The organism is Ruegeria sp. AN6, assembly GCF_056540425.1.
The window spans coordinates 124,648-149,097 of record NZ_JBQFWR010000011.1 but is presented as its reverse complement, the minus strand read 5'-3'; the positions used below and the strand labels follow the sequence as shown (position 1 = coordinate 149,097).

The window sequence follows — 24,450 nt, the reverse complement described above, 5'->3', positions numbered from 1 at the left end:
AATTTGTGCTAGGGTGCACAAATTGCAGCCCAATATTCCCAACAGGAAAAAAATCTGCACATGGGTGTTGATTTTCAATCTGACATCGGCCTCAATATGGCCAACAAAAAAGCAATCAACGGGAGAGCTGAACAATGGCCATTCTTTGGAGGACGTCCGCCCTTGCGCAGCGCCATGCCGAGATCGGCGGCGAGCTTGAGGACTGGAACGGTATGGGAACCGCATGGTTCTATGACCATAGCCCGGAACGCGCCAAAGCGGACTACGAAGCCATCCGCACCAAGGCGGGTCTGATGGATGTGTCGGGGCTGAAAAAGGTTCATGTGGTCGGCGAAGATGCGGCTTATGTCATTGACCGCGTCACCACGCGGAATGTGGAGAAAATCATGCCGGGCCGGTCGACCTATGCGTCGATTCTGAATGCCGAGGGCAAATTTGTCGACGATTGCATCATCTATCGCCTGTCAGTGAACACGTGGCTTGTCGTGCACGGCACCGGAACGGGGATGGAACAGCTGACATCGGTGGCCGCCGGTAAGAATTGTTCGGTCATTTTTGACGATGACATGCACGATATGTCGCTGCAGGGGCCGGTGGCGGTGGATTTCCTGGCCAAACACGTTCCCGGAATTCGGGATCTGGCCTATTTTGGCATTATGCAGACCAAGCTTTACGGCTGCCCGGTGATGATCTCGCGGACCGGTTACACCGGCGAGCGCGGATACGAAATTTTCTGCCAGGCCAAGCACGCTGTGCATCTGTGGGACAGCATCCTGGCCGAAGGCAAGGACATGGGTATTGTTCCGGTCCAGTTCTCGACGCTCGATTTGCTGCGCACCGAAAGCTACCTGTTGTTCTATCCCGGCGACAACTCAGAAACTTATCCGTTCGACGATGAAACATGCGGCGATACGCTTTGGGAGCTGGGTCTGGAATTCACAGTTTCACCGGGCAAGACCGGATTTATCGGCGCCGAGAACCACTATGCCTCGCAAGGCAAAGAGCGGTTCAAGATCTATGGTGTCAAGCTGGATGGCACCACCCCGGCGGATGAGGGTGCTGACCTGCTGCAAAACGGTGAAAAGGTCGGTGTTGTCACCTTTGGCATGTATTCCGAAATTAATGGGCACAATGTGGGTATCGCACGGATGCCGGTCGCCTGTGCCTCGCCGGGCACCGAGTTGACAGTGCGCAACGGCGATGGGACAGAAATAGCGGCAACTGCGGAAGAGATGCCGTTCTACGATCAAGACAAATCGATTAGAACTGCAAAAGGCTGAGTTTCAGGGGGCGCAACGGGCACACCGTGGCGCCCTTTTCCTATTTGAGGGCACAATGTCAAAGTTCGAATTTCCCAAGTCAATCGCAAGCCGCCCAGTCTGGGGTACGCTAGAGGTTCGCTCAGGTGAACATCATCTCATGATTGCAGAGGCCGAAGGGGCCGAAGCCGTTCTCGGCATAGCTACACCCGACCTGATGGCTAAGACCCATCTGATCTACATCCCGAAAGGCACGGATTTTTCAGAAAAGCTACAGGCGCTGAACCCTGCGCAATTCTACGAGGGCCCGTCTTATGCAGCCGCGCTGCACCGTATTCGCCGTGTATTGGAGGACGCGCATATGGGGTTGCAGGTCTATCTGACCGGCACCGAAGGCATGATGGGGCAGGCCATGAACGAGGTGATGGCCGTTGGCCTTCCGCATACTGCGATTCAGACCGAACATCGCGGTTCTGTTGCACGCCGGATGCAATGTGTACATTGCAAAGGCGTCACCGAAGATGTCGAAGTTGACCCGTTTGTCTGCGCGCACTGTGGGCTCAACCTGTTTGTGCGCGACCACTATTCCCGCCGCCTTGCCGCCTATCAAGGCGTCCGAGTTGATGCCGAGGACCATGGCAACGTGCCCGAGCCGAAGGGGATCTACGAATGAGTGGTGCTGAGAAAATTCAGGTCAAAGTGACCGAAATTACCCCGCTGAACGAATTGGTGACGCGATTCCGGTTCGAACGCGTTGATGGCGGACAATTGCCCACCTTTTCAGGCGGCGCACATACCGTCGTCGAGATGCAGGATGGCAGCATCACGCGGCTTAACCCTTACTCCCTGATGTCCGACCCGTTCGATCAGTCGTCTTATACCATCTCGGTCCGGCGCGATGATCAGGGCAGGGGTGGTTCGTTGTTCATGCACCGTCAGGTCAAACTGGGCGACGAGATGACCATCAGCTATCCGGTCAACCTGTTTTCGCTTGATCTGCGGGCCCGCAAACACCTGTTTTTGGCCGGTGGCATCGGGATTACTCCGTTTCTGGCGCAGATCAAACAGCTTGAACTTCTGCATGGTCATTGGGAACTGCATTATGCATGTCGTAACAATGCGTTGGCATCTTATGCCGACCAACTGACAAACCGGCATCCAAACGAAACACATCTGTACTATGACGACCAAAATCAACAGATCGATTTAGAAAACCTGCTGAGCGGTCAGCCTTTAGGCACGCATGTCTATGTCTGCGGTCCCAAGGGCATGATCGATTGGGTGCGCGACACTGCTGCCGCCGAAGGCTGGCCCGAGGATTGCGTGCATTACGAAGAGTTTCTGGCGCCGCAGCCGGGCAAACCATTCGAAGTGCGCTTGGCGACATCGGACAAAGTCATTCATGTGGGTGAGAACGAAAGCCTACTGGAAGCCATCGAACGCGAAGGCGTGGATGCGCCTTATCTGTGCCGTGGCGGGGCCTGTGGCCAATGCGAAACAGTTGTGCTGGATCACGACGGCAATTTCGTTCATCGCGATCATTGGTTGACGGACGAAGAAAAAGCCGCAGGCAAGAAAATCATGCCTTGCGTATCGCGTTTCGAGGGCAAGTCCCTTGTGCTGGACCGCTAAGAGGAGGCCCAACATGACCATTCAATTCAACGATGAGTCCTTCCGCGACGACTATACGTTCCACAACTCGGAATGGGCGATCAAACGCTTTCCGTTCCCGTTTCACGAAGACAGCTACATGTATTCGGTCAACATGGAGCAGCACCGGGGCGGCCCCGAGGGTTCGGTCTACGAGATGCGGTTTGATGTGGACGAACACTACGTGTCCGAGATGAAAGACCGTGCGATTGTTCTGGACCAAGATCCGCTGCGTTGTCAGTCTTTGCCGCATATGACCTTGGCGGGCTGGGATTTGTTGGAACTGATCATGGTTAGCAAATCCGAAGACTATCCGGGCCTGTTCGAGCTGCATCGCAACGGCAACCAGTGGCGATGGATCAACAAACCATTGGGAATAGATCACAGCTTTACCTTCATGGATGAAACCACGCTGCCTTACGGGCCGATGGAGTACATAACTCGTCAGGCGCAAGGCGATTTCGCAGTGCTGGACCAGCGGGACGAGATGCTGTGGATGGACGCAGGTATGGTAACGACCCAGGCCGACTGGAGCCTGGATTTCGACATCGGCATGAACTTTTTTGAATGGCACGCACCTGTTCCAAAAGCACATGAGATGGGGATTTTCAAGCGTGCGCTGAAGTTTCTGTTGAACATTCAACAGGGCGCTCCGGCGCGCCGATTGAACTGGACCATGACAGTGAACCCGCTGCTGGATACCAGCCCGGAAAACTACCACAAATGGGGCATCCAAAAGACAACACTGACGCCCGAAAACATAGCCCACAAACAGCATCTTCGGGTCGAGTTGCAAACCTTCTTCCGCCTGCCGCGGTCCAACGCGCTGGTGTTCCCGATCCGCTGCTATCTGTGCAGTTTTCAGGATCTGATGACTGTTCCAAAATGGGGTCGTCGTCTGCACCGCGTTGTACGTGATCTGCCGGTTGAACTGGCGACTTACAAAGGGTTCATCGACAACCGTCCAATGATGCTGGATTACCTCAGTCAGTTTGATGATGGATTGCCGACTTCCCCCGGAGTCTGGCCGGATCTGGAAACGGAACCGCCTTTGTCAAAATAAACGAGCATTATGAAGTGTTTTGGCTTTATGACTGAACCGGACAAAACACTTTGGCTAATTCCTAGAGATGATGCCGCATTGTATGACGCGCTTGCGCTGCTCCGCGCGTCATTTCAGTACATGGATGCCCGGATCGACCCTCCGTCTTCTATCCATAGTCTGACCGTGGGCGGGATGCAGGCGCATTGTCGGAAAGGCGGTGAAATCTGGGCCATGGGCCGACCGCTTATTGCGTGCATGTTTTTGACGCCCAAAGCGAACACTTTGTACCTTGGAAAACTGGCGGTGAAGGAAGGAATGCGGGGGCAGGGTATCTGTCGCACATTAGTAGATCACGCTGCAAGTCGTGCAGCAGACCTTGGTCTATCAGCGTTGGAACTGGAAACGCGCGTGGAACTCACTGAAAACCATCGCGTGTTTTCAAGGCTTGGGTTTACAATCGTAGGTGCCGGCAGCCACGTTGGCTATGACAGACCCACGGATTTCTTGTTACGCAAGCCGATCAGTTTGTCTGCGGATAACTGATCACTGAAATGTAGCGTGCTGGCAGGTTAACCAACCGTTCCGGTCCATGCGGCGCATCGGCGTCAAAGAACAAGGTATCACCCGGTTTCAGGTGGTATATCTTGTCGCCGTGTCGGTAATCTACCTCGCCCTCAAGCATGTAGATCGTCTCGATTCCGCCATGTTGAAACGTTGGGAACACGTCGGATTCAACGGTCAGGGTAATCAGGTAAGGCTCTACAATTACGCCAGAACCATTGGCACCAATATGCCCCAACAAATTATATTGATGGTTGGCGCGTGTTCCTTCGCGCTCTAACTCGACGCCCTCGCCTGCTCTGGTATGAACCGCCTCGCGGCGCTCTTCAAATTGTCTGAAAAAGCTTGTCAGAGGAACTGAAAGCGCATCAGCGAGCGATTGGAGAGTCGTTAAGGAAGGCGATGTGTTACCGTTTTCGATCTTGGATAACATACCAATCGACAATCCGGTCAGCTGAGCCAATTCCGCAACCGTAGTATTCTGCTGTTTGCGAAAAGCACGAACCTCGCGACCAATGGCAACTTCAAGAACTTTTTCTCTGTCACCCGAGCGTACAGAATGCGGGTCCTGTGTCAGATTGGTCGCCATTTCTTTGTCGTTATTTTTCAATTTCATTCTTTCAATGTCTTGCTACACTTGTCCAAACGGGCTCTGCAAGAAGACAAGCTGCATTACCCAATCCAGTTCGGGCTACCATAGCATCAATTTTTCCTGTTAGTAAAATATTCATGCTGGCAGAAAAATACTAGAAATCGAAATCCAATGGTTTTACGGCTTTCCGATAGCGTGCCTAACCTCAGTCATAAAGCCGTTGCGAATAGCAAATGAGATTACACTGAATCTGGATTCGTGGTCGTCCATAAGTCTTAATGTTCGTACTGAACGCAACTATTTCATAATCCAAAAGCGGGAAAGAGCCAAACATGGCTATTGGTCTACAACTCGGCTACAGCGGTTCATGCTACCAGCTTGAGCATTCGGAAGCCTGATTGCGCTCCGGCAGTTAATCGCTCCGCATCAATAATCCGACTTCACCAACTCGCAGTCTTTGGCGTCTGAAACTCCGCCACTTGCTCAGCTTGAAATTCGAACATCAGGATTTCTTTGTTGACCCGAAGTATATGTCACGACGCCTCTGCACCATTGATCACTTAGAAACCCGGAGATCGCTAATAACGGATCTAAAGATCTGCCGTTTTTTTCGCCCGCTTTCACGCGTTAGATCCAAGCAATAAAACCTGAATGTCGGCAACATTGGTTCCGGTTGCTCCGGTCATCAGAAGATCACCCGACAGCGTCAAAGCCTTATGACTATCGTTGCTTGCCAACAAGGAGGCAGGGTCATGTCCAGACGCATGGATTCGGGCGATCGTACCTGCATCCACTATCGCGCCAGCTGCCGGGGTTGGGCCGTCGCGGCCATCCGTACCGCCGCTAAGAAAAACCCAGTTGCCGGGTATCGTGCGCTCATGCGCCAATTGGGCGACGCGCAGCGCCAATTCCTGATTGCGCCCGCCGCAACCTGTTCCTGTCAGGCGTACAGTCGTTTCACCACCAAACAGCAAGGCGGTTGGTTGGTCAAATTTTGCAGACATGGCTGCCTGAAAAATCTGTTCGGCTGCATCGGACACGTCTCCAATCAACGCGTCGGACACAATTTCAGCCCTACAGATCTGCGTTGCACAGCGAAACGCGGCTTCAAGACTAATCGTGTTCGATCCAATCAGGTTGTTTGCCGCCTCAACTGCTATAGAACGTTCAGGAATACTCTTCTCCAGGTGGGCACGGGCGGCTTTTGGGAACCGGTGCCAAATTCCGGCCTCGATGCAGGTCCTGCGGGCGTCCGCGTGGCTGCCGATTGGTGAGGCAGTTGGTCCACTGGCTACGGCCCGAATGTCATCGCCTATGACATCCGACAGGATATACGCCGTGATCGGGGCAGGCGAACCGTGCCGCAAAAACCCGCCGCCTTTGAGCTGGCTCAGGTGCTGACGCACAAGGTTCATCCGAACGATGTCCAGCCCGGAAGATAGCAAAATCTCATTGACCGCGATTTTGTCCGAAAGAGTCAAGCCATCAACAGGCGCGGGGACCAAGGCCGACCCCCCACCAGAGATCAGTGCAATGATCTGATCCTGCTTACGTGCTGCGCTGAGCAAGGCGATGATCTGTCGCCCGGCTTTCAAACCGCGTTCATTCGGGATGGGATGCCCGCTGGTCAATACCGTCGCGCCGGGAACTTCATTCCAGTTGTCGCTGTGGGTTACAATCAGGGCGACGTGATCGCCCTGAACATGCTGCAATGCCTCCTCCATCATGGCAGGGGCAGCCTTCCCAATTGCGATCAGGATGCTGCGCCCGCTATGTTCTGGTGATGGCAATGGGTCTGATTGCAACCGTTGGCGCAGAGACATCGCTGGATCTGCTGCTGCGACGGCCTCGGCAAAGATGGCGGCGGCGCTGTCGCGCAGCGATACGGACGATTGCACAGTCATGATGCGATCAAGCTGCAGCAATCTGTCCGGCTTTTTCCACCAGCACTTCGGCCTGACGGATTGAGGCATAGTCAATCAGACGACCATCCAGAGAAACGGCGCCTTTGCCCGCGGATTCAGCCTCGGCCATAGCGACGAGAATTCGCTGTGCTTTGGTGACTTCGGCATCTGAGGGTGACATGACCTCGTTAGCCAGGGCAATCTGGCTAGGGTGGATGGCCCATTTGCCTTCACATCCCAGAACTGCCGCCCGTTTTGCCGCGGCTTTGTAACCGTCCGGGTCCTGAAAATCGCCGAAGGGTCCGTCGATCGGGCGCAGGCCGTTGGCGCGCGCGGCGACCACCATGCGAGCCAGCGCATAGTGCCACATGTCGCCCCAATGCGTCATGCGTCCTCCGTCAGCATCCGGGTCAGTCAGAACTGAATAATCGGGGTTTACACCGCCGATGATTGTGGTCCGGGCACGGGTAGACGCGGCATAGTCGGCAACCCCGAAATGCAGACTTTCGTTGCGTTTGGAGGCGGCCGCAATCTCGCCGACATTCTGCATGCCAAGCGCAGTTTCGATGATATGTTCGAACCCGATCCGTTTCTTGTAGCCTTTGGCGTCCTCGATCTGTGTCACCAGCATATCGACCGCGTAAACGTCAGAAGCTGTGCCAACCTTGGGGATCATGATAAGGTCCAGGCGTTCGCCGGCTTGTTCGACCACGTCCACCACGTCGCGATACATATAATGTGTATCCAGCCCGTTGATCCGCACCGACATGGTTTTGCTGCCCCACTCGATATCGTTCAGGGCTTCGATGATGTTCTTGCGAGCCTGTTCTTTTTCATCAGGCGCAACCGCGTCTTCCAAGTCGAGGAAGATCACATCTACATCTGATTGTGCAGCCTTTTCGAACATTCCGGGCTGGCTGCCTGGGACGGCCAGTTCACTGCGGTTCAGGCGTGCAGGGGCTTGGTCGATGTTATGAAAACTCATGATTTGGGTCCTTCGTATTACAGGTTCGGATAGATCGGAAACTTGGCGCAAAGCTCAGCGACCTCGGCTTTGACTTTTGCTTCGACTGCGGCATTGCCTTCTTCGCCATTGGCGGCCAGACCATCGACAACTTCGATGATCCAATCTGCGATTTGACGGAACTCGACTTCTCCAAAACCTCGTGTCGTGCCAGCAGGAGAACCAAGGCGGATGCCGCTGGTGATAGTTGGTTTTTCGGGGTCAAACGGAACGCCGTTCTTGTTGCAGGTGATATGCGCACGACCCAATGCTTTCTCGGTCGCGTTGCCCTTAACGCCTTTGGGGCGCAGGTCGACCAGCACCACATGGGTGTCGGTGCCGTGGGTCACGGTGTCGAGACCGCCCTTGATCAGTTGATCTGAAAGGGCCTGAGCGTTCACGATAACCTGCTTGATGTAGTCCTTGAACGAGGGCCGCAGCGCCTCGCCAAACGCTACTGCTTTGCCAGCGATCACATGCATCAGCGGACCACCCTGAATACCGGGGAAGATTGCCGAGTTTACCTTTTTCGCGATCGCTTCGTCGTTGGTCAGGATCATGCCGCCACGGGGGCCGCGCAGCGTCTTGTGCGTGGTGGTGGTCGCGACGTGCGCGTGCGGGAAGGGCGACGGGTGCTCACCCGCCGCAATCAGGCCTGCGATATGGGCCATGTCCACGTGCAGATACGCACCGACCATATCGGCGATCTCGCGCATGCGGGCAAAATCGATAATACGTGGAATGGCCGAACCGCCCGCGATGATCAGCTTTGGCTGGTGTTCTTTGGCCAGCGCTTCGATCTGATCATAGTCGATCAGATTGTCTTGCTTGCGTACGCCATAATGAACGGCGTTGAACCATTTGCCCGATTGGTTTGGGGCTGCACCGTGGGTCAGGTGACCGCCGGCATCCAGGCTCATGCCCAGAATCGTGTCGCCAGGTTTGATCAGCGCCTGAAAGACACCTTGGTTTGCCTGCGAGCCCGAGTTTGGCTGGACATTGGCGAACTCGCAGCCGAACAGCTGCTTGGCTCGATCGATAGCCAGATTTTCGGCAATGTCGACGAACTGACAACCGCCATAGTACCGGCGGCCCGGATAACCTTCGGCATATTTATTGGTCATCACCGAGCCCTGCGCTTCCATGACAGCGGCAGAGACGATGTTTTCCGATGCGATCAGCTCGATTTCATCGCGCTGGCGGCCCAATTCGGATGTGATCGAGCCAAATAGCTCGGGGTCACGATCGGCAAGGGATTGGGTGAAGAAACCTTGGGTGCGTTGCGGGGCGTTCACGTTGAAACCTCCTGTAAAGGGTTAGCCAGTCCAGCCAAGGCCAGCGGAAATGGCGTTCATGGATTGCAGCAAAGGCACAGGTACCGATCCTGCCTGCAGCTCACTTCGGGCTTGTCGCAGCAGTTCGACTTGTAGTGCGTGAATGCGGTCCAGTTCCGCCCGTTTGCGATCGAACCGCTCGCACAGGCGAGGAAAACGGTGACCGATGGTCTGATCGCCGGTCAGAAACTGTACTGCTCTGCAGGCCCTTTCGTATTCCGCTTCGATTGCCTGCGATATGTTCTGGCGGATTTCCGCGTCACACACCAACTCGCCGTATTGCGCAGCGATGCTCATATCTGCCTGATAAAGCGATTTCTCCATCTCATCGACGGCGAGACGGAACAGACGGGAGTGCTTAAACATGTCCTGCAACACTTCATCACCGCGCTGGCCCCGGAATTTACGGAAGCTAGCCATAGCGGCCCCAAACCCGTACCAACCGGTGATCAGGTGGCGGTTCTGCGACCACGCGAAAACCCACGGAATGGCCCGCAGATCATCCAGTCTGGCCGCGCCGAACCGACGGGCAGGGCGGGACCCGATCTTAAGGCGGGCAAGCTCTTCGACCGGGCTTGCCTGCTGGAAATAATCCAGAAAACCCGGCCTCTGAAGAAGCGAGACATAGGCTGTCTGCGACAGTTCAGACAAGGCATCCAGCGCATCGTCGAACTCGGGCCGGGCAGGGGTTTCGCCTGGGTTGGCTGTATGGCGCAGCGTGCTTGAAAGCAGCAATTCCAGATGCGCCACAGACGTCCCGCGGTTGGCATACTTGGTTGAAACAACCTCACCCTGTTCGGTCACGCGCAACCGTCCGGCAATCGTTCCATTGGGTTGCGCAGCTATGGCGCGTCCGGTAGGTGCGCCGCCCCGGCTGACCGAGCCGCCGCGACCATGGAAAAATGTGGCCTTGAAGCCTTGCGAAGCCAGTGCCGACACAATCCGGCGTTGGGCGCGCTCCAACTCCCATGTTGAGCAGAAATAGCCGCCATCCTTGCCGCTGTCCGAATATCCCAGCATCACCTCGATTACGTTACCGCCGGTTTTGAGGCTGCGGCGGGCAAGTGGAACGCCCAGTACATCCAGAAGGATCGCTGGAGCGTTGCGCAGGTCTGCAATCGTCTCAAACAGTGGGACCACTGATATATCCAGAGTTTCGGATCCAAACCCGGCGTAGCGGGCCAGTAGGTAGACGCTGAGAATATCATCGGCAGAACGGGTCATGGACAGGATGAACGGACCGATTGCCTTGGGATCTGGCTCTGATCGCACGCTGTAGACCAACGCCAGAAGGGCGAGCAATTCCTGTGCCTGATCGCTCAGCGCGTTGCGGTTTTGATAAGGCAGGTTCTGATCCGACAATTCGGTTCGCAAACGGGCAGACCATTCGGCCGTGCCATAGTCCGGAGCCTGGCCGGATTGTGACCAGATTTCGACCAGAACATCGGTTGTGACGGTCGAATTCTGGCGGATGTCCAATGTTGTGGTTCGGAACCCAAAAACCGTTGCGGCTCGGCGCAAAGGGCGGACATGCCGTCGTGCCAGAATATCGGCGTTGACCGCGCACAATGCGTTATCAAGCGCATCAAGATCACTCACAAATTGTGAGATGTGATCATAGCCGCCATCTGTCAGCCGATGGCGAATGGCATTAAGAGCTTGCCGAAAGGGTTCGTTACGATTGCGGCCAGCTTCTGGAAACCGGTTGATTATTTCTTGTATACGCGCCCTATTGAGATCGGGCAGCGGCAATATGAGGGCACTGATACTCAACCTGCTTGCAGCCTGTTCAAGGGCCTGACGGTAGAGGTCCAGAACCGTTTCACGCCCGCGTTGCAAAGCCACTGCGGTCATCTCGGTCGTGACATTCGGATTGCCATCCCGATCGCCGCCGATCCAGCTGTGAAAGCGGATATCGGGTGTTTCGTTCAGGGTCTTTCCCAGCATATGCAAGCAGGCCTGATCGAACCGATCCATGACCTGCGGGACGGCGTCAAAGATTGCATCCCGGAAGAATTGCAAACCCCACTCGATTTCATCGCGCAGGCTTGGGCGCGTCAGGCGAAGTTCACCGGTCAGCCACAGTAGATCGATCTCACCTTCCAATCCTTTCAGCAATTCGGCGCGCTCGGTTGGGGTCCAGCGTTGCGTTTCAAGACTGACAAGGTTGCGATAAATCCGCCGGTGGATTTCCAGTACAGTGACCCGTTTGGCCTCGGTTGGATGCGCGGTCAGGGTGGGGCCAGCACTAAGATCAGCGGTCAGTTTTTCCATTTGGCTGTCTGTCAGGGACAGGTCGGACAACACCTCGGAAAACCCGCCTTCGACCGCTTCGGGGCCGCTATTGGTCTCGGCCAGGCGACGATCTCTGACTTCGGCGTTTTCGTCGATGATGCGCAACAGTTGGAACCAGATCGACAGGGCCTGCAAATACGGAGTCGCCTCGGGTCCGGCGGGAATAGGCTGCAGCGGCGAAGACTCGGCCCATGTCGCTACATGAGGCGCCCGTTTCAGCAAAATGTTCCGCCACAACACCCGCAATTCCGAACGCAACCCTTCGGCATAGTTCGAAGGTTCTGGGGTGGGCTGAATATTCCGCGCCAGTGCTTGCATCAGATCACCTGATCCCGTGGAGTGCGGCCCGCAAAAAAGTCGCTGAGATTGTCGAGTACTCGGAACCCCATGGCTTCGCGGGATTCGCGCGTGGCGCTGCCCAGATGGGGCAACATTACCAGATTGTCGCACTGCAGCAGGTCCGGGCTGATCCGAGGTTCGCCGTCAAAGACATCCAGCGCTGCACCGCCAATCGTGTCGAACATCAGCGACTGTACCAGAGCGTGCTCGTCCACAACTTCGCCGCGTGCGGTGTTTATAAGGAATGCGTCAGGCTTCATCAGGTCGAGCCTGCGCCCGTTGATCAGGTGCCGGTTCGTCGATCCTCCGGGGCAATGCAGAGAGACGAAATCGCATTGTGGCAGTAAGTCATCGACCGTTTCGACCTGTGCTGCGTTGAACTGTTTCAGCACCTCGGCCGACACTGCGCTACGGTTCTGGACCAGAATTTTCATGCCAAAGCCGTGATGTGCGCGCCGCGCCATTTCCTGACCGATCCGTCCAAAGCCGATAATGCCAAGCGTCTTGCCGCTGACCTTCGTGCCGACAAGGTGGGTCGGACGCCAACCGGACCAGTTTCCAGCGCGCAATTCGCGCTCGCCTTCGCCAGTGCGACGGGCAACCATCAGCAGCAAAGTCATGGCCAGATCAGCCGTACACTGGGACAGGACATCCGGTGTATTGGTCACGGTCATCCCAAGATTGCGCACCGATGGTTCGCAGATATGGCTGTATCCCACACCGTAATTGGCGAGGATTTTGGTCTGTGCCGTTGGTACGTCCAGCGCCTCGGCGCTGAGCGTGTCCGTAACCGTGGGCAAAACCGCATCATAGCTTTTCAGCGCATCGCGGAATTCGGCCGGGGACATTGGTTTGTCTCCGGTGTTAAGCACAGCGTTGTAGTTCTCGGTCAACTGCGCTTCGACCGCAGCAGGCCAACGACGGGTGACAAGAACCGAAGGCTTGACCATCACGCAGCCTTTCCCATGACACGGGCGATCGTTTCACCGATGACGGCAGGGTTTTCGGCAACGGTCACACCGGCGGCGGACAGAATCTCGACCTTTTCCGATGCACTTTCACCGAAAGCCGAGATAATCGCACCGGCATGGCCCATAGTCCGCCCTTTTGGCGCGGTCAGACCAGCAACATAGGCGATGACGGGTTTCGAGATGTGATCGCGGATGTATTCAGCCGCTTCAGCCTCCTGCGGCCCGCCGATTTCGCCGATCATGGCAATAACCTCGGTGTCTTCATCCCATTCAAAGCGTTCGAGAATGTCACGGAATGAGGAACCGTTGATGGGATCACCGCCGATGCCGACGCTGGTCGAAACTCCGATACCACGCTCCTTCAACTGCGCCGCAGCCTCATAGCCAAGTGTCCCCGAGCGGCCAATGATGCCGACATTGCCCGGCAGGTAGATATGCCCGGGCATGATCCCCAACAGAGCCTTGCCGGGGCTGATCGTTCCGGCACAGTTTGGACCAGTCAGCACCATGCGCTTGTCCTTGGGATAGCGATACATGTAGCGTTTGACGCGGATCATGTCCTGAGCCGGAATGCCGTCGGTGATGCAAACGCAATAGCGGATACCTGCGTCGGCGGCCTCCATGATGGAATCCGCAGCAAAAGGCGGCGGGACAAACACAAGGCTGGCATCTGCGCCGGTCGCCTCGACGGCCTGTTTGACGGTGTCGAATACCGGAACGCCCTCGACGGTTTCCCCTCCCTTTCCGGGAACGACACCGCCTACGACATTTGTGCCATATTCCAGCATCTCCTTGGTATGAAAGCGCGCCATGCGTCCAGTGATACCTTGCACGATAACGCGCGTGTCGCGGTCGAGGAGAATGCTCATTACACGGCCCTCATCTTGGTGTTTTGGGTCAGATCGTTCTGCCATGCGCCCACGGCCCGTTCGGCGGCTTCCATTAGCGTTGTGGCGCGGATGATCGGCAGGCCGGACTTGGCGAGGATCTTCTGGCCTTCTTCGACATTTGTCCCGGCTAGCCGCACAATAACGGGGATGTCGATTTCCAATTCTCGAAGTGCCTGCACGACACCTTCGGCAACCCAGTCGCAGCGATTGATACCGGCAAAGATATTGACCAAAACCGCCTGGACATTGTTGTCGGACAGAACCAGGCGAAAGGCCTTGGCTACACGCTCCGGCGACGCCCCGCCTCCGATGTCCAGGAAATTTGCGGGCTCGCCACCCGCCAGTTTGATTGTGTCCATCGTGGCCATGGCCAGACCAGCACCATTCACGATACAGCCAATATTGCCTTCGAGACCGACGTATGAAAGCCCCCGATCCGCCGCGCGGCTTTCGCGCGGGTCTTCCTGGCTTTTGTCGCGCAGTTCGGCGATCTGCGGATGACGAAACAGGGCGTTGTCGTCAAAGCTCATCTTGGCGTCCAACGCCAGTACACGGTCATCCCCTGTGATGACCAGCGGGTTGATTTCGACCATGGTCGCGTCAAGTTCGCTGAACGCGGCATAACAGCCCTGCAACGTCCGGACCATCTGCTGAACCAGACGGGGTTCCAGCCCGAGATTGAAGGCGATCTCGCGTGCCTGAAACTCCTGCAGCCCGACGGCGGGTTCCACGATTGAACGGACAATGCTGTCAGGGCGTTCAGCCGAGATCTCTTCGATCTCCATTCCACCTTCCGAAGAGGCGACGATCATCACGCGCTGGCTGGAGCGGTCCAGAACAAAGCCCAGATAGATCTCGCGATCGATCGGCACGGCGGATTCGACATAAACGCGGTAGATGCCTTTTCCTTCCGGCCCTGTCTGGTGGGTCACCAGCTTGCGCCCGAACATCTCGTCGCAGGCTGCGTGGATCTCGTTTTCGCTGTCGCACAGCTTGACACCGCCGGCTTTTCCTCGGCCGCCTGCATGCACCTGGGCTTTGACAATCCACTTGTCCCCACCCAGCTCACGCGCGCGGTAGGCCGCCTGCTCGGGGCTGTAGGCCAGCGCGCCGGATGGTATGGCAACACCGAAATTCGAAAGAACTTCTTTCGCTTGGTACTCATGAATATCCATCTGCATTCCTCCCGTTCATGCAGTGTGATCAGGCCGCAATCGACGTGCCGTATCGGCTTTCGAGCAGCGCCTCGATCTCCTCGAAATCGACGTTGCCACCAAGTTCTCGCATCGCGTCTGCGAACAAACGGATGATCTGACTAATCGCCTGGCGATTGAGTTGATTGAGGATGCCGATCCGGACCTGTACCGGTGCGCTGAGCGTCGGCCAGATGCCGAACCCACGCGCACGGCAATTCTGCACAAGCTCCATCTCGCGCCCCGCCAGTTCCGGTGGCAGATTAAGGACCAGAAGACTGGGCATGTCTGAGGTCACCTCGCATCCCATTGCGGTAACGGCGTCACGCAGCACCTTTTCATGTGTGCGGTACGAGGCTGACCGCTTAGCCAATCCTTCAGTCAGCGTCAGACGAAGGGATTCATGGAAGGCGGCCACAGCGTACCCGGAATGGGTCCGGTGATAGGTGCCTTTCTCGACGTCCTCGCCATCAACGATGCCCCAATGACGGGCTTCGAAAATGGGATTGTGGACATAGCTATAAGCACCCGAAGATTTCAGGCTGTCGATATAAGTGTCCGTAAAGCTGACCGGTGCGTAGGTCAGCGGCAGACAGCACAGGCCCTTTTGCGGGCAAGACGCCCAGCCTGCGATGCCCGGGTAGTCATCAATTTGAAAATCCTCGACACCCAGAGACGAAACAGCGTCGATCAGACCCATAGCGCCATGGCGTTCACAAGCATCGGAGAACCCGCGCAGATCATTTATCCGGCCAGAGCCCGTTTCCCAATGGGCCATGAACGCCCAATTTGGTCTATGCTCGGCCAGTGCAGCCTCGACCATGTCGCCGGTTACCGACTGACCATGCGGTACATCGATCACGGTGACGCTGGCCGCTTGCGGGTCCAGCGGGTTGGCGGCATGCTCCTCCGGTGTTGCCGCCTTGATCCTGAGGGTCAGTGTATCGATGCCTGAAAAGGTGCCGTTGTTGAATGCAACAACCTTGTCGCCGGGCATGACGGCCGAAAACATGGTATCCAGCGCGCTCCAACCGGTGCCCGCGACCGCGAAGGTATAGATGTTCGAGGTGCCCCAGATCTCGCGTAGCATGAATTTGCATTCGACCATGCCGCGCAAAACATCACCCTGCATATGGTCAGCTACCCCTGCGCTTGCGAATGCCTGCAGAACGCGGGCGTCGGTATTGCCCGGTCCCGGGCCGGCAGCCAAGGTCTGGGGGATTTTGAGCGTGGGATAAATCTGGGAATTCATTCGATCCTCCTTGATCATTGGGGTGTTCAGCCACACCCAAATACCGTGTTGTGGATCAGGAAAGCCTTGCTTGCATCGGCACGCAACGTAACTTACTACTGCTTTAGGACTTCTAATAGAATGGGGAAAAACCTACCCGTTTTGGCAAGAATACTAGAGTATACTAATTTTAAACCTATACGAATGGGTAGTAAATTTGAATTTTGGATGTAAAATCAATGTCAGAGCTTCCACAACAACCGATTGACGTTATGTTGGCCGACAACAATCCGCTGGTGTTGTCGGCCATGTCGGAGATTTTTGAACGTGATCCGCGATTCTCTCTAGTTGCCACATCAGCCACCGCCGAAGGGTTTCTGGGCGCGGTCATGAGGGTACCAGTCAAGGTTTGCGTAATTGCATGGAATTTGCCGGTTCTCGGTGCGGCCAAATTGATCGAAGTTCTGCGGGAACAGGAAAACGTACCCCGATTTGTCATCTATGGCGATGAGGTCGGAGATGTTCCGCGCCTCGCCATGCAGGCAGGCGCGGCAGGGTTCGCATCCCGGTCGGGTGAGGTTGAAGTATTGCTGGAAACTTGCGCGGACGTGGCGGCTGGTAAAATGGTGTTTCCATTCATCGATGTACGGAAGATGCAGCAGGACCCAATTCACAGCCTTTCCCGCAAAGAGCGCGTCATCCTTGAAGCGCTGGCCAAGGGCCTATCCAACCGCGAACTTTCGAAGGACCTGCAAATCTCGACAAATACCGTCAAATTTCACCTGAGCAACATCTATGAAAAGCTCTCGGTTAAAAACAGGACGCAAGCGATTGCTTTCTACTATTCTTCTGGCGCAGCCTCAGATTAACCAAATTGCGCCTATGGCCGAGCATCTACTAGCGATCTCGCAATTCCGGTGGGTAAGGTAAACTATGTTAAAAGTGGCAGCATGATCTGCTGATCATACCGCATGAAAGGCAGCCGTCCGTCGTCGACCGCCATCGCAAGACGCATCCGATTTTGGCGAAATTGACCGTCATCTACGGCTTTCTGGGCGCCTAGCACATCATAGAGCGGGGTCATGCGGAATCCGCCTGGACGCAAAGCAACGCTGAAATTCTTGGCGTGCCTGTCTGTCGCTCCTAAGAGCCAAAACAGCACCTGTGTGCGGAAGAACGCGCGTTGACCTGCCTCGGGGTCATCACTACCCGCTAGCAACCCGACGCCTTCTTTGATCCTCGGCCCACTGTCTAGTTGGTATTTCTGGCTAGGCGGGAATGTGAGCGCTTGGCAAAAGTCTTCCTGCGGGAGGCGGATCAATCGACCATCCTTGGCCCAAGGCCGATCAAACCGTGTCACAACAAGGCTCCGCACGTCCTCGAAGTCGGCAATCGCGATCTCCGCCACCTCCATTCCCATGGCGCGACAAAAGCTCATGCAGAAATACTCGTTCTCGACGCTGTCGGATAAATCGATCCCTGCGCGCAGAACACCAAGCTGGGTTTTGAGGATATGGGTTGTAGGGGTGAGCCCGGACGGGCGGATCCACACGCCATCGAAGCGCAGCAGCGCCGTTTTCTCCTGCGCCCCTACTATGGAAATGCGGAAGTCGTCGCCTGCGTCCAAGCCAAGGGGCGCGCTCGCAAGGTTGCGCAGGGTTCTGTTGCAATCTTTTGGGAACGATGAACTGTTTAAGCGATTGCAGGGGAGCTAAACGGCCAGTGCTGCGAATTGACGAAACGGACAGATTCCGGGCGTGAACTGACCCTTGCGGATCATGTTCCCGACTTCGATTCCGTCCAGCGTCACGGACGCGGATGCGAAGGCTTTGAACCCCAGCATCGGGCGTGTTCACTTCTTGATGAAACGGTGGTCCTGCTCAACGATATTGTTCAAGTATTTCCGTCTGACCATCTCAATAGGGATCGGAGAGCCAAAGCTCTTAAGCATCTTGTTGATGGTATTAATGCCTGCGGTGTTGGCGCCGCTTTTGTCGATGACGATCTTTCGAGGCAGGCCATTGGCTTCCAGCATTCGGGCGAAGAACTTGGTGGCAGCTTATTTGTTGCGACGCTGGGATAACATGAAATCTAGTGTCTTGCCGTGTTTATCGACGGCTCGGTAGAGATAGACCCACGTGCTTTTAACTTTGATGTAGGTCTCGTCCATTCTTCAGGAACGGTCGCACGGCCTTTTTCGTCGACGCGCTGCTTCTGCGATCGCAGCGGGATACTGTGTGACCCAACGGTTCAGTGTGGTGTGATCAACCGATACGCCTCGTTCGCGCATGATCTCGGTAGGACACGCCTTGTCGAACATAGAAGAACACAGCAAAGAGGATCACATCCTTCGGATATTGTGCGCCTTTAAAGGAGATTATGAATAGACTTTCGACTTGATAATTCTGAAGGTCATTCACCTGTTGGTGGCGCTAGCGTCAATGGCTAAAAGTTTGCAACAGATCCCCGAGATGGGCTCGGTGCGGTCGTTCGTCGAATTGTGGTGAGTAACCGCACTGCCGACAAAGTCGCCTTCAAAGGCAAAATATAAAACGCGTGCCGCTAATCAACCAGTCGCGTAAATCTAGAATGCGAAGGCAAAAGTCGGAATTGTAGAGTGACCAGAAGACAGATGACAGCGGATGCCATTCATTGAATAATCAGTTCATTTTGAAAGCCTATTCTTGATTAGTGTCGCGTATCTCAGCATGATCCAAAGATGTCGGCTGGAATAGACAAGTGGTTAAACGATCTCGATCTGAGTCAGTACGCGGATGTATTTGCGGAAAACGATATTGATGCGCGCGTTCTGCCATTACTATCTGGCGACGACTTAAAAGAGCTTGGAGTTAGCCTTGGTCACCGCAAAATCATCCTTGCTGCAATTCACGAGCTAGACGGCCAAAGACCCGCAACCTCACCGTTACCAGCAGCTCGTGGTCAAGCGCCTGAAGACGAACAAGCGCTGACCTTAGACGATTCACAAAGTGATGATCTGCGCAAACAGAAGTATGTTGAACCGCCTACTGCAGAAAGGCGTCACGTAACAGTTTTGTTTGCCGATCTTGTCGGCTCGACTGAACTCACCAATCGCTTTGATCCCGAAGACATGCGGGACTTGCTACAGAACTATCAAGATGCCGTTGCAGGGGCCGTAAGCCGATACGGTGGCTACGTTGCAAAGTACTTGGGCGATGGTCTTCTTGTGTTTTTCGGATGGCCGCGGGCTTATGAGGATCACGCAATTCGGGCGGTAAAAGCCGGCCTTGAGTCTGTTCGCCGTGTCAAAGAACTCAAAACGCCTGACGGAGAGTCTTTGTCCGTCAGACTGGGAATTGCGAGCGGTGATGTTGTGGTCGGCGATACTATTGGCGAAAACACATATGAGGAAGGGGCCATGACTGGTCCGGTCGTCAACCTTGCGGCACGGCTTCAAGAACATGCAGAGCCAAACTCAGTCATTTTGTCAGTTGAAGAAACCGAGACAACTTTGCATCGGATATTTGAGTTTAAATCTCTTGGGCAGGCAGAGCTAAAAGGGTTTGCTGAACCACGTAGTCTGCAGAAAGTGGTGTCGGAACGCAGTGCGGAAAGCCGGTTCCGCGCCTCACATCGAGACGATGTCGACAGCGTCATGGTTGGCCGGGACTACGAAAAGGGTATCCTACTGCAATCATGGCAACGTTCTCAGAACGGTCACGGAGACGTTGTTCTACTCTCCGGTGAAGCCGGAATTGGAAAGTCAAGGCTTACAGAGGAATTCCTTGCAGAAATCACTGAAAACGACCAAGCCGATGTCATAAGGCTGAATTGTTCCCCCTATCTCAGCAGCAGCCCATTTCATCCGGTAGCCCAACGAATATCCCAGGATGCGGGTGTTGAACCGGACTTTGATGACAATCTGATCCTTGATCATGTCAGAAAGATGCTTGAAGGACGGCCAGGGTTGGATTGGGAACAAGTTCTGCCTGTCTTTGCAGCATTGGTCGCACCTCGTAGTGCGCTCGCCCAAAAGGTGCTCGAGATGTCGCCTCAGGAGCAGCGCGACACGACAATCCAAACATTGATCCACACAGTGCAGGTGCGGTCGAGCGTACGCCCGGTTATTCTTTGCGTAGAAGATGCTCATTGGATTGACCCATCCACACAGGCCTTGTTGGAGCGGTTTAAGTCGATATGCACCGATCTTCGCCTGATGATCTTGATAACCCACAGACCCGGGTGGGAATTCGCCCGTGTTGATGGGGACACACACGTACAGTCTCTGGTTTTGCGCCGATTTGATTCTGCGCATGTCTCAAACCTTGTCGAAAACATTACAGGCAAGAGACCGGACAAAGCTTTGATCACCACAATAATTGAAAAAACAGATGGTGTTCCACTATTCGTGGAAGAAGTGACCCGAGCCATTGTCGAATCCGGCGAGCAGGGGCAAGGCTACATACCATCGTCATTGAAAGGCGCGTTGATGGCGCGGCTCGATGCAGTATCGCCAGAAGCAAAACAGGTCGCCCTTACTGGATCGGTTATTGGCCGGGAGTTTGAGCCGAGCATATTATGTGCCGCGAAGGGCCTTGAAGAATCCGATATCAATAAATGTCTCGAAGAGCTTTCTCGAACAGGCTTGATCTTTGAAAGCGGACACAATCGCGGGCACTTCGTTTTCCGCCATGCCCTTATTCGCGATACCGCTTATCAATCCATGTTGAGTTCAACCCGGAGACAACAGCACGCAGACGTGGCGCGTGCTTTGATGCGGATAAGGTCATCTGAGATCGAGCGTCGCCCTGAACTGGTCGCGCGCCACCTTTCAGAGGCTGAGGACTGGAGTGCCGCGTTTGAAAAATGGCAGATTGCGACAGAAATGGCGTTGGTGCGATCTGCCAGCCAAGAAGCGATGACGAACGCCAAGGAAACTTTAAGAGCAGCCGAAAAACTTGGCTCAGACTCCAATACAGAATTGATCAAAGGCAAGATCTTGGTCGGCCGCAGCCATGACAGTCTGGGCCAATTGCCTGAAGGTATAGCAGTTCTGAAAGACGCTTCCAACGCGGCCCGGGCGGTGCACAACGTGGAGCTAGCCGCTGACGCGGCCAACCACTTCGCTGACTCATGCATGATGTCCAGCGAAAGGCACAGCGAGGCGATCGAACTCTGCGACAATGCACTGAAAGATTTGCCCGATGATGATGAAGTCCGTCGGTGCAGATTGATGAGCCAACTTGCGCGCGCCCATATGTTCGTAGGTCAGTTTTCCGAAGGTGCGCGTTTCGGGCAGCAGTCCATGGAGCTGGCCGCAAAACTGGGAGATTATAAATCCCAGTTCTTGGTAATGATGATGCATTTTGGAGCCCCATTCGTTGCGCGTAAGGGAAGAGAAACCCGCCATTGGCGCGAAAACCTGGAGGCTATGCATGGTGTGGCCGAGCATCTTGGCAGTATCGATCAAGGACGAAACCGGACTCTCAGCTTGTTTTTAGGTGCCGAGATGGCCGACCGCGAGTTGATGGACCAATCTCTGGGCTTGCTCACCGAGATTTCGGAAAAGGACAATCATCTGCAACTCTATTGGGTTCAGAAACACGCACGCGCCATGGTTGCAATTATGGACGGCGATTTTGAGCAAGCGGAAAAACACGCCACCGAGGCAGTGAAGATCGGTCGAAAGACCCATGGGGAACATGTTGAGGGCGTCTTCGGGGTCCAGATGTTCACCATCCGCCGCGAGCAAAACCGACTGCACGAGGTCGCGCCTGTGATCAAGAAATTGATGACGGACAGTCCCGAAGACATCTCGTGGAGACCAGGATTTGGCCTTATCGCGGCCGAGCTCGGGTACAAGGAACCTGCTGAACGTATACTGAACGAAATGGCCGACAATGGCTTTGATCTTCCATTCGACGCTATGTATTCAACGACCTTATCTTATCTGGCTGACATATGCGTCGCCATTGAACATCAGGGACATGCCAAGACGCTCTATGAATTACTGGCTCCGTACGAAGAACTGACGATCACTGCAGGGGCAACGACGGTGTGCGCAGGTGCGGCAGCGCGACGTCTCGGCGGTCTGGGCACGGTGTTAAAAGACTGGGATGCCGTAGACACAATGTTCCAGAAGGCTATTGAAATTGACACGCGCATGAAATGCCCACCTTGGATTGCGCACAGCAAAGCGGCTTATGCATCCGCATTGAGGCGAAGGGGACGCCCCAAGGATGTGGAACAGGCGTTTCAACTGGAAGGGGAAGCGTTGGCAATTTCGCAGAAATTGGGTATGGTTTCCCTAAGGTCAAAGCTCGAAGGAGTAGCGAGTTAAGGTACTTAAACTGTTTGGGGGACTTAATGCCTAGATACATAATTGAAAGAAATTTTGCCGAGCAGCTAAACGTCAGTGAAGATGACAAAATTCACATCAAAGAAATCAATGACGAAGTCGGCGTCGAATGGATTTTTTCGTTCCTCAGCGCAGATAAGCGCAAAACATACTGCTTGTACGAAGCCCCTGATGAGGAGAGCCTCAGAAAGGCGGCTGAGCGACTGAATATTCCTGCTGATGTCATAACACCTGTGGATCGGATTGATCCGGCAATATTTGCCTGATCAGCAGCCATTTTTACCCACCTCAATGAAACGACTTCGCGAGACAACGCGACGGAAATAGCAATTAGCTGAGGCAGCCTTGCAAGAAGCCCGACCTGACTATTGGGAGGCTTACGCATGTTTGATCTGAAAACACTCGACGGTGGTACGGCAACAGTGGACCAAGACGCGTTGGGCGCTCTTGATGCATCGCTTCGTGGCGGGGTCTACCAGAAAGGCACCCCGGAATACGAAGACGCAAGAACAACGTGGAACAGCATGTTCGAACGTTACCCGGGGTTCGTGATCCGCGCTCTGGGAGCAAGCGATGTGCAGAAGGCCGTGAATTTCGTACGAGACACTGGCCTCGTAATGTCGGTTCGGTCGGGTGGGCATCAGATTGCAGGGCACGCTGTCGCAGATGAAACAGTCATGCTCGATCTGTCCCAAATGCGGTCGGTTCACGTAGATCCTGTCAACAAAACTGCTCGGGTTGAACCGGGTGCACTGCTAGGAGATGTGGATCGTGAAACCCAGGCACATGGGCTTACCGTTCCCGTTGGAATCAACTCGACCACGGGCATTGCGGGCCTTACCCTTGGCGGCGGTTTTGGATGGACCACCCGGAAATTTGGCATGACGATCGACAACCTGCTCTCAGCGGAAGTCGTGACTGCGGACGGAGCCATTGTAACCGCATCCCCTACAAGCCACCCGGAACTTTTCTGGGCTATCCGCGGTGGGGGTGGAAACTTTGGTGTCGTAACCTCATTTGAATTCCAACTGCATGAGCTAGGACCCGATGTCCTGTCTGGCCTCATTGTTCATCCGATAGAAAATGCGCCAGAGCTCCTCGCTGAATTTGCTACGATTGCTGACAATTCCCCGGATGAGCTGACCGTCTGGAGCGTGATGCGAAAAGCGCCTCCTCTACCGTTCCTGCCAACTGAGTGGCATGGGCGAGAGGTGCTGATCTTTGCAGCCTGCTTTAGCGGGCCGATGGAGGAAGGTGAAAAAGCTATGGCGGCATTGCGCGCGTTAGGTGAACCAATCGCCGATGTGATATCTCCCCACAAGTTCGTAGACTGGCAGGCCGCTTTTGATCCTTTGTTGACGCCAGGCGCCAGAAACTACTGGAAGAGCCATGATTTCGATGCACTTTCTTCGGATGCAATATCAGCACTCTTGGAGGCGATTTCCAGCCTTCCTGACCCGGCGTGTGAAGTTTTTATTGCCCATGTGGGCGGAGCAATGGCGCGCGTCGAGGCCGGTTCTACCGCTTATCCCCAGAGATCTGCTCACTTCATCATGAATGTTCACACGCGTTGGGAGGATCCCAGCAAGGATGCCGAGTGCATTGCTTGGGCGCGAGATCTTTATGACCAGATGCGACCGCACGCGACCGGTAGTGCGTATGTCAACTTTATGCCCGAAGACGAAGCGGATCACATGGCAGGAGCATATGGTGACAACGGTGAGAAGCTTTCTAAGATCAAGGGCACATATGACCCCACCAACTTGTTCAGGGTAAACCACAATATCTTGCCTGCGTGATGGAATCCAGAACTGCATAATTTGATCCAGATTGATGTTGATTGGTT

19 protein-coding genes and 1 pseudogene are annotated in these 24,450 nt (G+C 55.0%); 9 read left to right on the top strand and 11 right to left on the bottom strand.

What is annotated here, in order from left to right; translation table 11 throughout:
• The first annotated feature begins 134 nt into the window (after positions 1-134).
• From ACR0MQ_RS16850 to ACR0MQ_RS16830, 5 genes are read left to right on the top strand one after another with little or no spacing between them, the layout of a single operon-like run.
• Positions 135-1,280 carry an aminomethyl transferase family protein gene (locus ACR0MQ_RS16850; RefSeq protein WP_319544380.1) on the top strand — a complete coding sequence of 382 codons (1,146 nt, stop codon included), beginning with the start codon at positions 135-137 and terminating at the stop codon, positions 1,278-1,280.
• Between the two features lie 55 nt (positions 1,281-1,335).
• Positions 1,336-1,932 carry a dimethylamine monooxygenase subunit DmmA family protein gene (locus ACR0MQ_RS16845; protein WP_480609556.1) on the top strand — a complete coding sequence of 199 codons (597 nt, stop codon included), beginning with the start codon at positions 1,336-1,338 and terminating at the stop codon, positions 1,930-1,932.
• Positions 1,929-2,891 (top strand): PDR/VanB family oxidoreductase, encoded by a 963-nt coding sequence (locus ACR0MQ_RS16840; RefSeq protein ID WP_480609553.1) that lies wholly within the window; start codon positions 1,929-1,931, stop codon positions 2,889-2,891. The genes ACR0MQ_RS16845 and ACR0MQ_RS16840 overlap by 4 nt, the downstream gene beginning before the upstream one ends.
• Before the next feature lie 13 nt (positions 2,892-2,904).
• Positions 2,905-3,972, top strand: coding sequence for a heme-dependent oxidative N-demethylase family protein (locus ACR0MQ_RS16835; protein ID WP_319544383.1), 1,068 nt, complete (start codon positions 2,905-2,907; stop codon positions 3,970-3,972).
• A gap of 27 nt (positions 3,973-3,999) precedes the next feature.
• Positions 4,000-4,497: a GNAT family N-acetyltransferase gene (locus tag ACR0MQ_RS16830; protein WP_480609550.1), complete on the top strand. Its 498-nt coding sequence runs from the start codon at positions 4,000-4,002 to the stop codon at positions 4,495-4,497.
• On the opposite strand, the gene ACR0MQ_RS16825 is transcribed toward ACR0MQ_RS16830, so the two are convergent.
• The 9 genes from ACR0MQ_RS16825 to ACR0MQ_RS16785 form a co-directional block, all read right to left on the bottom strand.
• Entirely contained in the window at positions 4,475-5,131 is a 657-nt protein-coding gene (locus ACR0MQ_RS16825; RefSeq protein ID WP_170547530.1) for a helix-turn-helix domain-containing protein, read from the bottom strand. The genes ACR0MQ_RS16830 and ACR0MQ_RS16825 overlap by 23 nt on opposite strands.
• Positions 5,132-5,727: 596 nt before the next feature.
• Positions 5,728-7,011, bottom strand: a complete 1,284-nt coding sequence (locus ACR0MQ_RS16820; protein WP_480609547.1) for a glycerate kinase type-2 family protein — start codon at positions 7,009-7,011, stop codon at positions 5,728-5,730.
• Between the two features lie 7 nt (positions 7,012-7,018).
• Positions 7,019-7,996 (bottom strand): HpcH/HpaI aldolase/citrate lyase family protein, encoded by a 978-nt coding sequence (locus ACR0MQ_RS16815; RefSeq protein ID WP_480609544.1) that lies wholly within the window; start codon positions 7,994-7,996, stop codon positions 7,019-7,021.
• Positions 7,997-8,013: 17 nt separating this feature from the next.
• Positions 8,014-9,309 (bottom strand): serine hydroxymethyltransferase, encoded by a 1,296-nt coding sequence (gene glyA / locus ACR0MQ_RS16810; protein ID WP_480609540.1) that lies wholly within the window; start codon positions 9,307-9,309, stop codon positions 8,014-8,016.
• 21 nt (positions 9,310-9,330) lie between these two features.
• Complete coding sequence (locus ACR0MQ_RS16805) at positions 9,331-11,961, bottom strand: phosphoenolpyruvate carboxylase (RefSeq protein WP_480609537.1); 2,631 nt, start codon at positions 11,959-11,961, stop codon at positions 9,331-9,333.
• Positions 11,961-12,932 (bottom strand): 2-hydroxyacid dehydrogenase, encoded by a 972-nt coding sequence (locus ACR0MQ_RS16800; RefSeq protein WP_480609533.1) that lies wholly within the window; start codon positions 12,930-12,932, stop codon positions 11,961-11,963. Before ACR0MQ_RS16800 ends, ACR0MQ_RS16805 begins: the two co-directional genes overlap by 1 nt.
• Complete coding sequence (sucD, locus tag ACR0MQ_RS16795) at positions 12,932-13,822, bottom strand: succinate--CoA ligase subunit alpha (protein WP_170775622.1); 891 nt, start codon at positions 13,820-13,822, stop codon at positions 12,932-12,934. The genes ACR0MQ_RS16800 and sucD overlap by 1 nt, the downstream gene beginning before the upstream one ends.
• Positions 13,822-15,018: a malate--CoA ligase subunit beta gene (locus ACR0MQ_RS16790; protein ID WP_170775620.1), complete on the bottom strand. Its 1,197-nt coding sequence runs from the start codon at positions 15,016-15,018 to the stop codon at positions 13,822-13,824. Before ACR0MQ_RS16790 ends, sucD begins: the two co-directional genes overlap by 1 nt.
• Before the next feature lie 28 nt (positions 15,019-15,046).
• On the bottom strand, positions 15,047-16,288 hold the full coding sequence (locus tag ACR0MQ_RS16785) for a pyridoxal-phosphate-dependent aminotransferase family protein (protein WP_480609529.1): 1,242 nt from the start codon (positions 16,286-16,288) through the stop codon (positions 15,047-15,049).
• Between the two features lie 218 nt (positions 16,289-16,506).
• Between ACR0MQ_RS16785 and ACR0MQ_RS16780 the strand changes: the two genes are divergently transcribed.
• Positions 16,507-17,136 (top strand): response regulator transcription factor, encoded by a 630-nt coding sequence (locus tag ACR0MQ_RS16780; protein ID WP_010443368.1) that lies wholly within the window; start codon positions 16,507-16,509, stop codon positions 17,134-17,136.
• 62 nt (positions 17,137-17,198) lie between these two features.
• On the opposite strand, the gene ACR0MQ_RS16775 is transcribed toward ACR0MQ_RS16780, so the two are convergent.
• Positions 17,199-17,894: a HipA domain-containing protein gene (locus ACR0MQ_RS16775; protein WP_480609526.1), complete on the bottom strand. Its 696-nt coding sequence runs from the start codon at positions 17,892-17,894 to the stop codon at positions 17,199-17,201.
• Between the two features lie 84 nt (positions 17,895-17,978).
• Positions 17,979-18,648 (bottom strand): annotated as a pseudogene (locus tag ACR0MQ_RS16770) (IS6 family transposase).
• 338 nt (positions 18,649-18,986) lie between these two features.
• On the opposite strand from ACR0MQ_RS16770, the gene ACR0MQ_RS16765 reads away from it, so the two are divergent.
• The 3 genes from ACR0MQ_RS16765 (at position 18,987) to ACR0MQ_RS16755 (ending at position 24,403) form a co-directional block, all read left to right on the top strand.
• Positions 18,987-22,586 (top strand): adenylate/guanylate cyclase domain-containing protein, encoded by a 3,600-nt coding sequence (locus ACR0MQ_RS16765; RefSeq protein ID WP_480609522.1) that lies wholly within the window; start codon positions 18,987-18,989, stop codon positions 22,584-22,586.
• A gap of 26 nt (positions 22,587-22,612) precedes the next feature.
• Positions 22,613-22,870 (top strand): DUF4242 domain-containing protein, encoded by a 258-nt coding sequence (locus ACR0MQ_RS16760; protein ID WP_010443373.1) that lies wholly within the window; start codon positions 22,613-22,615, stop codon positions 22,868-22,870.
• A gap of 117 nt (positions 22,871-22,987) precedes the next feature.
• Entirely contained in the window at positions 22,988-24,403 is a 1,416-nt protein-coding gene (locus tag ACR0MQ_RS16755; RefSeq protein WP_480609519.1) for an FAD-binding oxidoreductase, read from the top strand.
• Positions 24,404-24,450: the final 47 nt, after the last annotated feature.

What these genes read in the sequence shown, in the direction of transcription:
- ACR0MQ_RS16815 (WP_480609544.1), bottom strand. Translation starts at nt 7,996, where the DNA reads ATGAGTTTTCATAACATCGACCAAGCCCCTGCACGCCTGAACCGCAGT.
- ACR0MQ_RS16800 (WP_480609533.1), bottom strand. Translation starts at nt 12,932, where the DNA reads ATGGTCAAGCCTTCGGTTCTTGTCACCCGTCGTTGGCCTGCTGCGGTC.
- ACR0MQ_RS16760 (WP_010443373.1), top strand. Translation starts at nt 22,613, where the DNA reads ATGCCTAGATACATAATTGAAAGAAATTTTGCCGAGCAGCTAAACGTC.
- ACR0MQ_RS16825 (WP_170547530.1), bottom strand. Translation starts at nt 5,131, where the DNA reads ATGAAATTGAAAAATAACGACAAAGAAATGGCGACCAATCTGACACAG.
- ACR0MQ_RS16845 (WP_480609556.1), top strand. Translation starts at nt 1,336, where the DNA reads ATGTCAAAGTTCGAATTTCCCAAGTCAATCGCAAGCCGCCCAGTCTGG.
- ACR0MQ_RS16830 (WP_480609550.1), top strand. Translation starts at nt 4,000, where the DNA reads ATGACTGAACCGGACAAAACACTTTGGCTAATTCCTAGAGATGATGCC.
- ACR0MQ_RS16780 (WP_010443368.1), top strand. Translation starts at nt 16,507, where the DNA reads ATGTCAGAGCTTCCACAACAACCGATTGACGTTATGTTGGCCGACAAC.
- ACR0MQ_RS16805 (WP_480609537.1), bottom strand. Translation starts at nt 11,961, where the DNA reads ATGCAAGCACTGGCGCGGAATATTCAGCCCACCCCAGAACCTTCGAAC.
- ACR0MQ_RS16835 (WP_319544383.1), top strand. Translation starts at nt 2,905, where the DNA reads ATGACCATTCAATTCAACGATGAGTCCTTCCGCGACGACTATACGTTC.
- ACR0MQ_RS16790 (WP_170775620.1), bottom strand. Translation starts at nt 15,018, where the DNA reads ATGGATATTCATGAGTACCAAGCGAAAGAAGTTCTTTCGAATTTCGGT.
- ACR0MQ_RS16755 (WP_480609519.1), top strand. Translation starts at nt 22,988, where the DNA reads ATGTTTGATCTGAAAACACTCGACGGTGGTACGGCAACAGTGGACCAA.
- ACR0MQ_RS16850 (WP_319544380.1), top strand. Translation starts at nt 135, where the DNA reads ATGGCCATTCTTTGGAGGACGTCCGCCCTTGCGCAGCGCCATGCCGAG.
- ACR0MQ_RS16820 (WP_480609547.1), bottom strand. Translation starts at nt 7,011, where the DNA reads ATGACTGTGCAATCGTCCGTATCGCTGCGCGACAGCGCCGCCGCCATC.
- ACR0MQ_RS16765 (WP_480609522.1), top strand. Translation starts at nt 18,987, where the DNA reads ATGTCGGCTGGAATAGACAAGTGGTTAAACGATCTCGATCTGAGTCAG.
- sucD (WP_170775622.1), bottom strand. Translation starts at nt 13,822, where the DNA reads ATGAGCATTCTCCTCGACCGCGACACGCGCGTTATCGTGCAAGGTATC.
- ACR0MQ_RS16785 (WP_480609529.1), bottom strand. Translation starts at nt 16,288, where the DNA reads ATGAATTCCCAGATTTATCCCACGCTCAAAATCCCCCAGACCTTGGCT.
- ACR0MQ_RS16840 (WP_480609553.1), top strand. Translation starts at nt 1,929, where the DNA reads ATGAGTGGTGCTGAGAAAATTCAGGTCAAAGTGACCGAAATTACCCCG.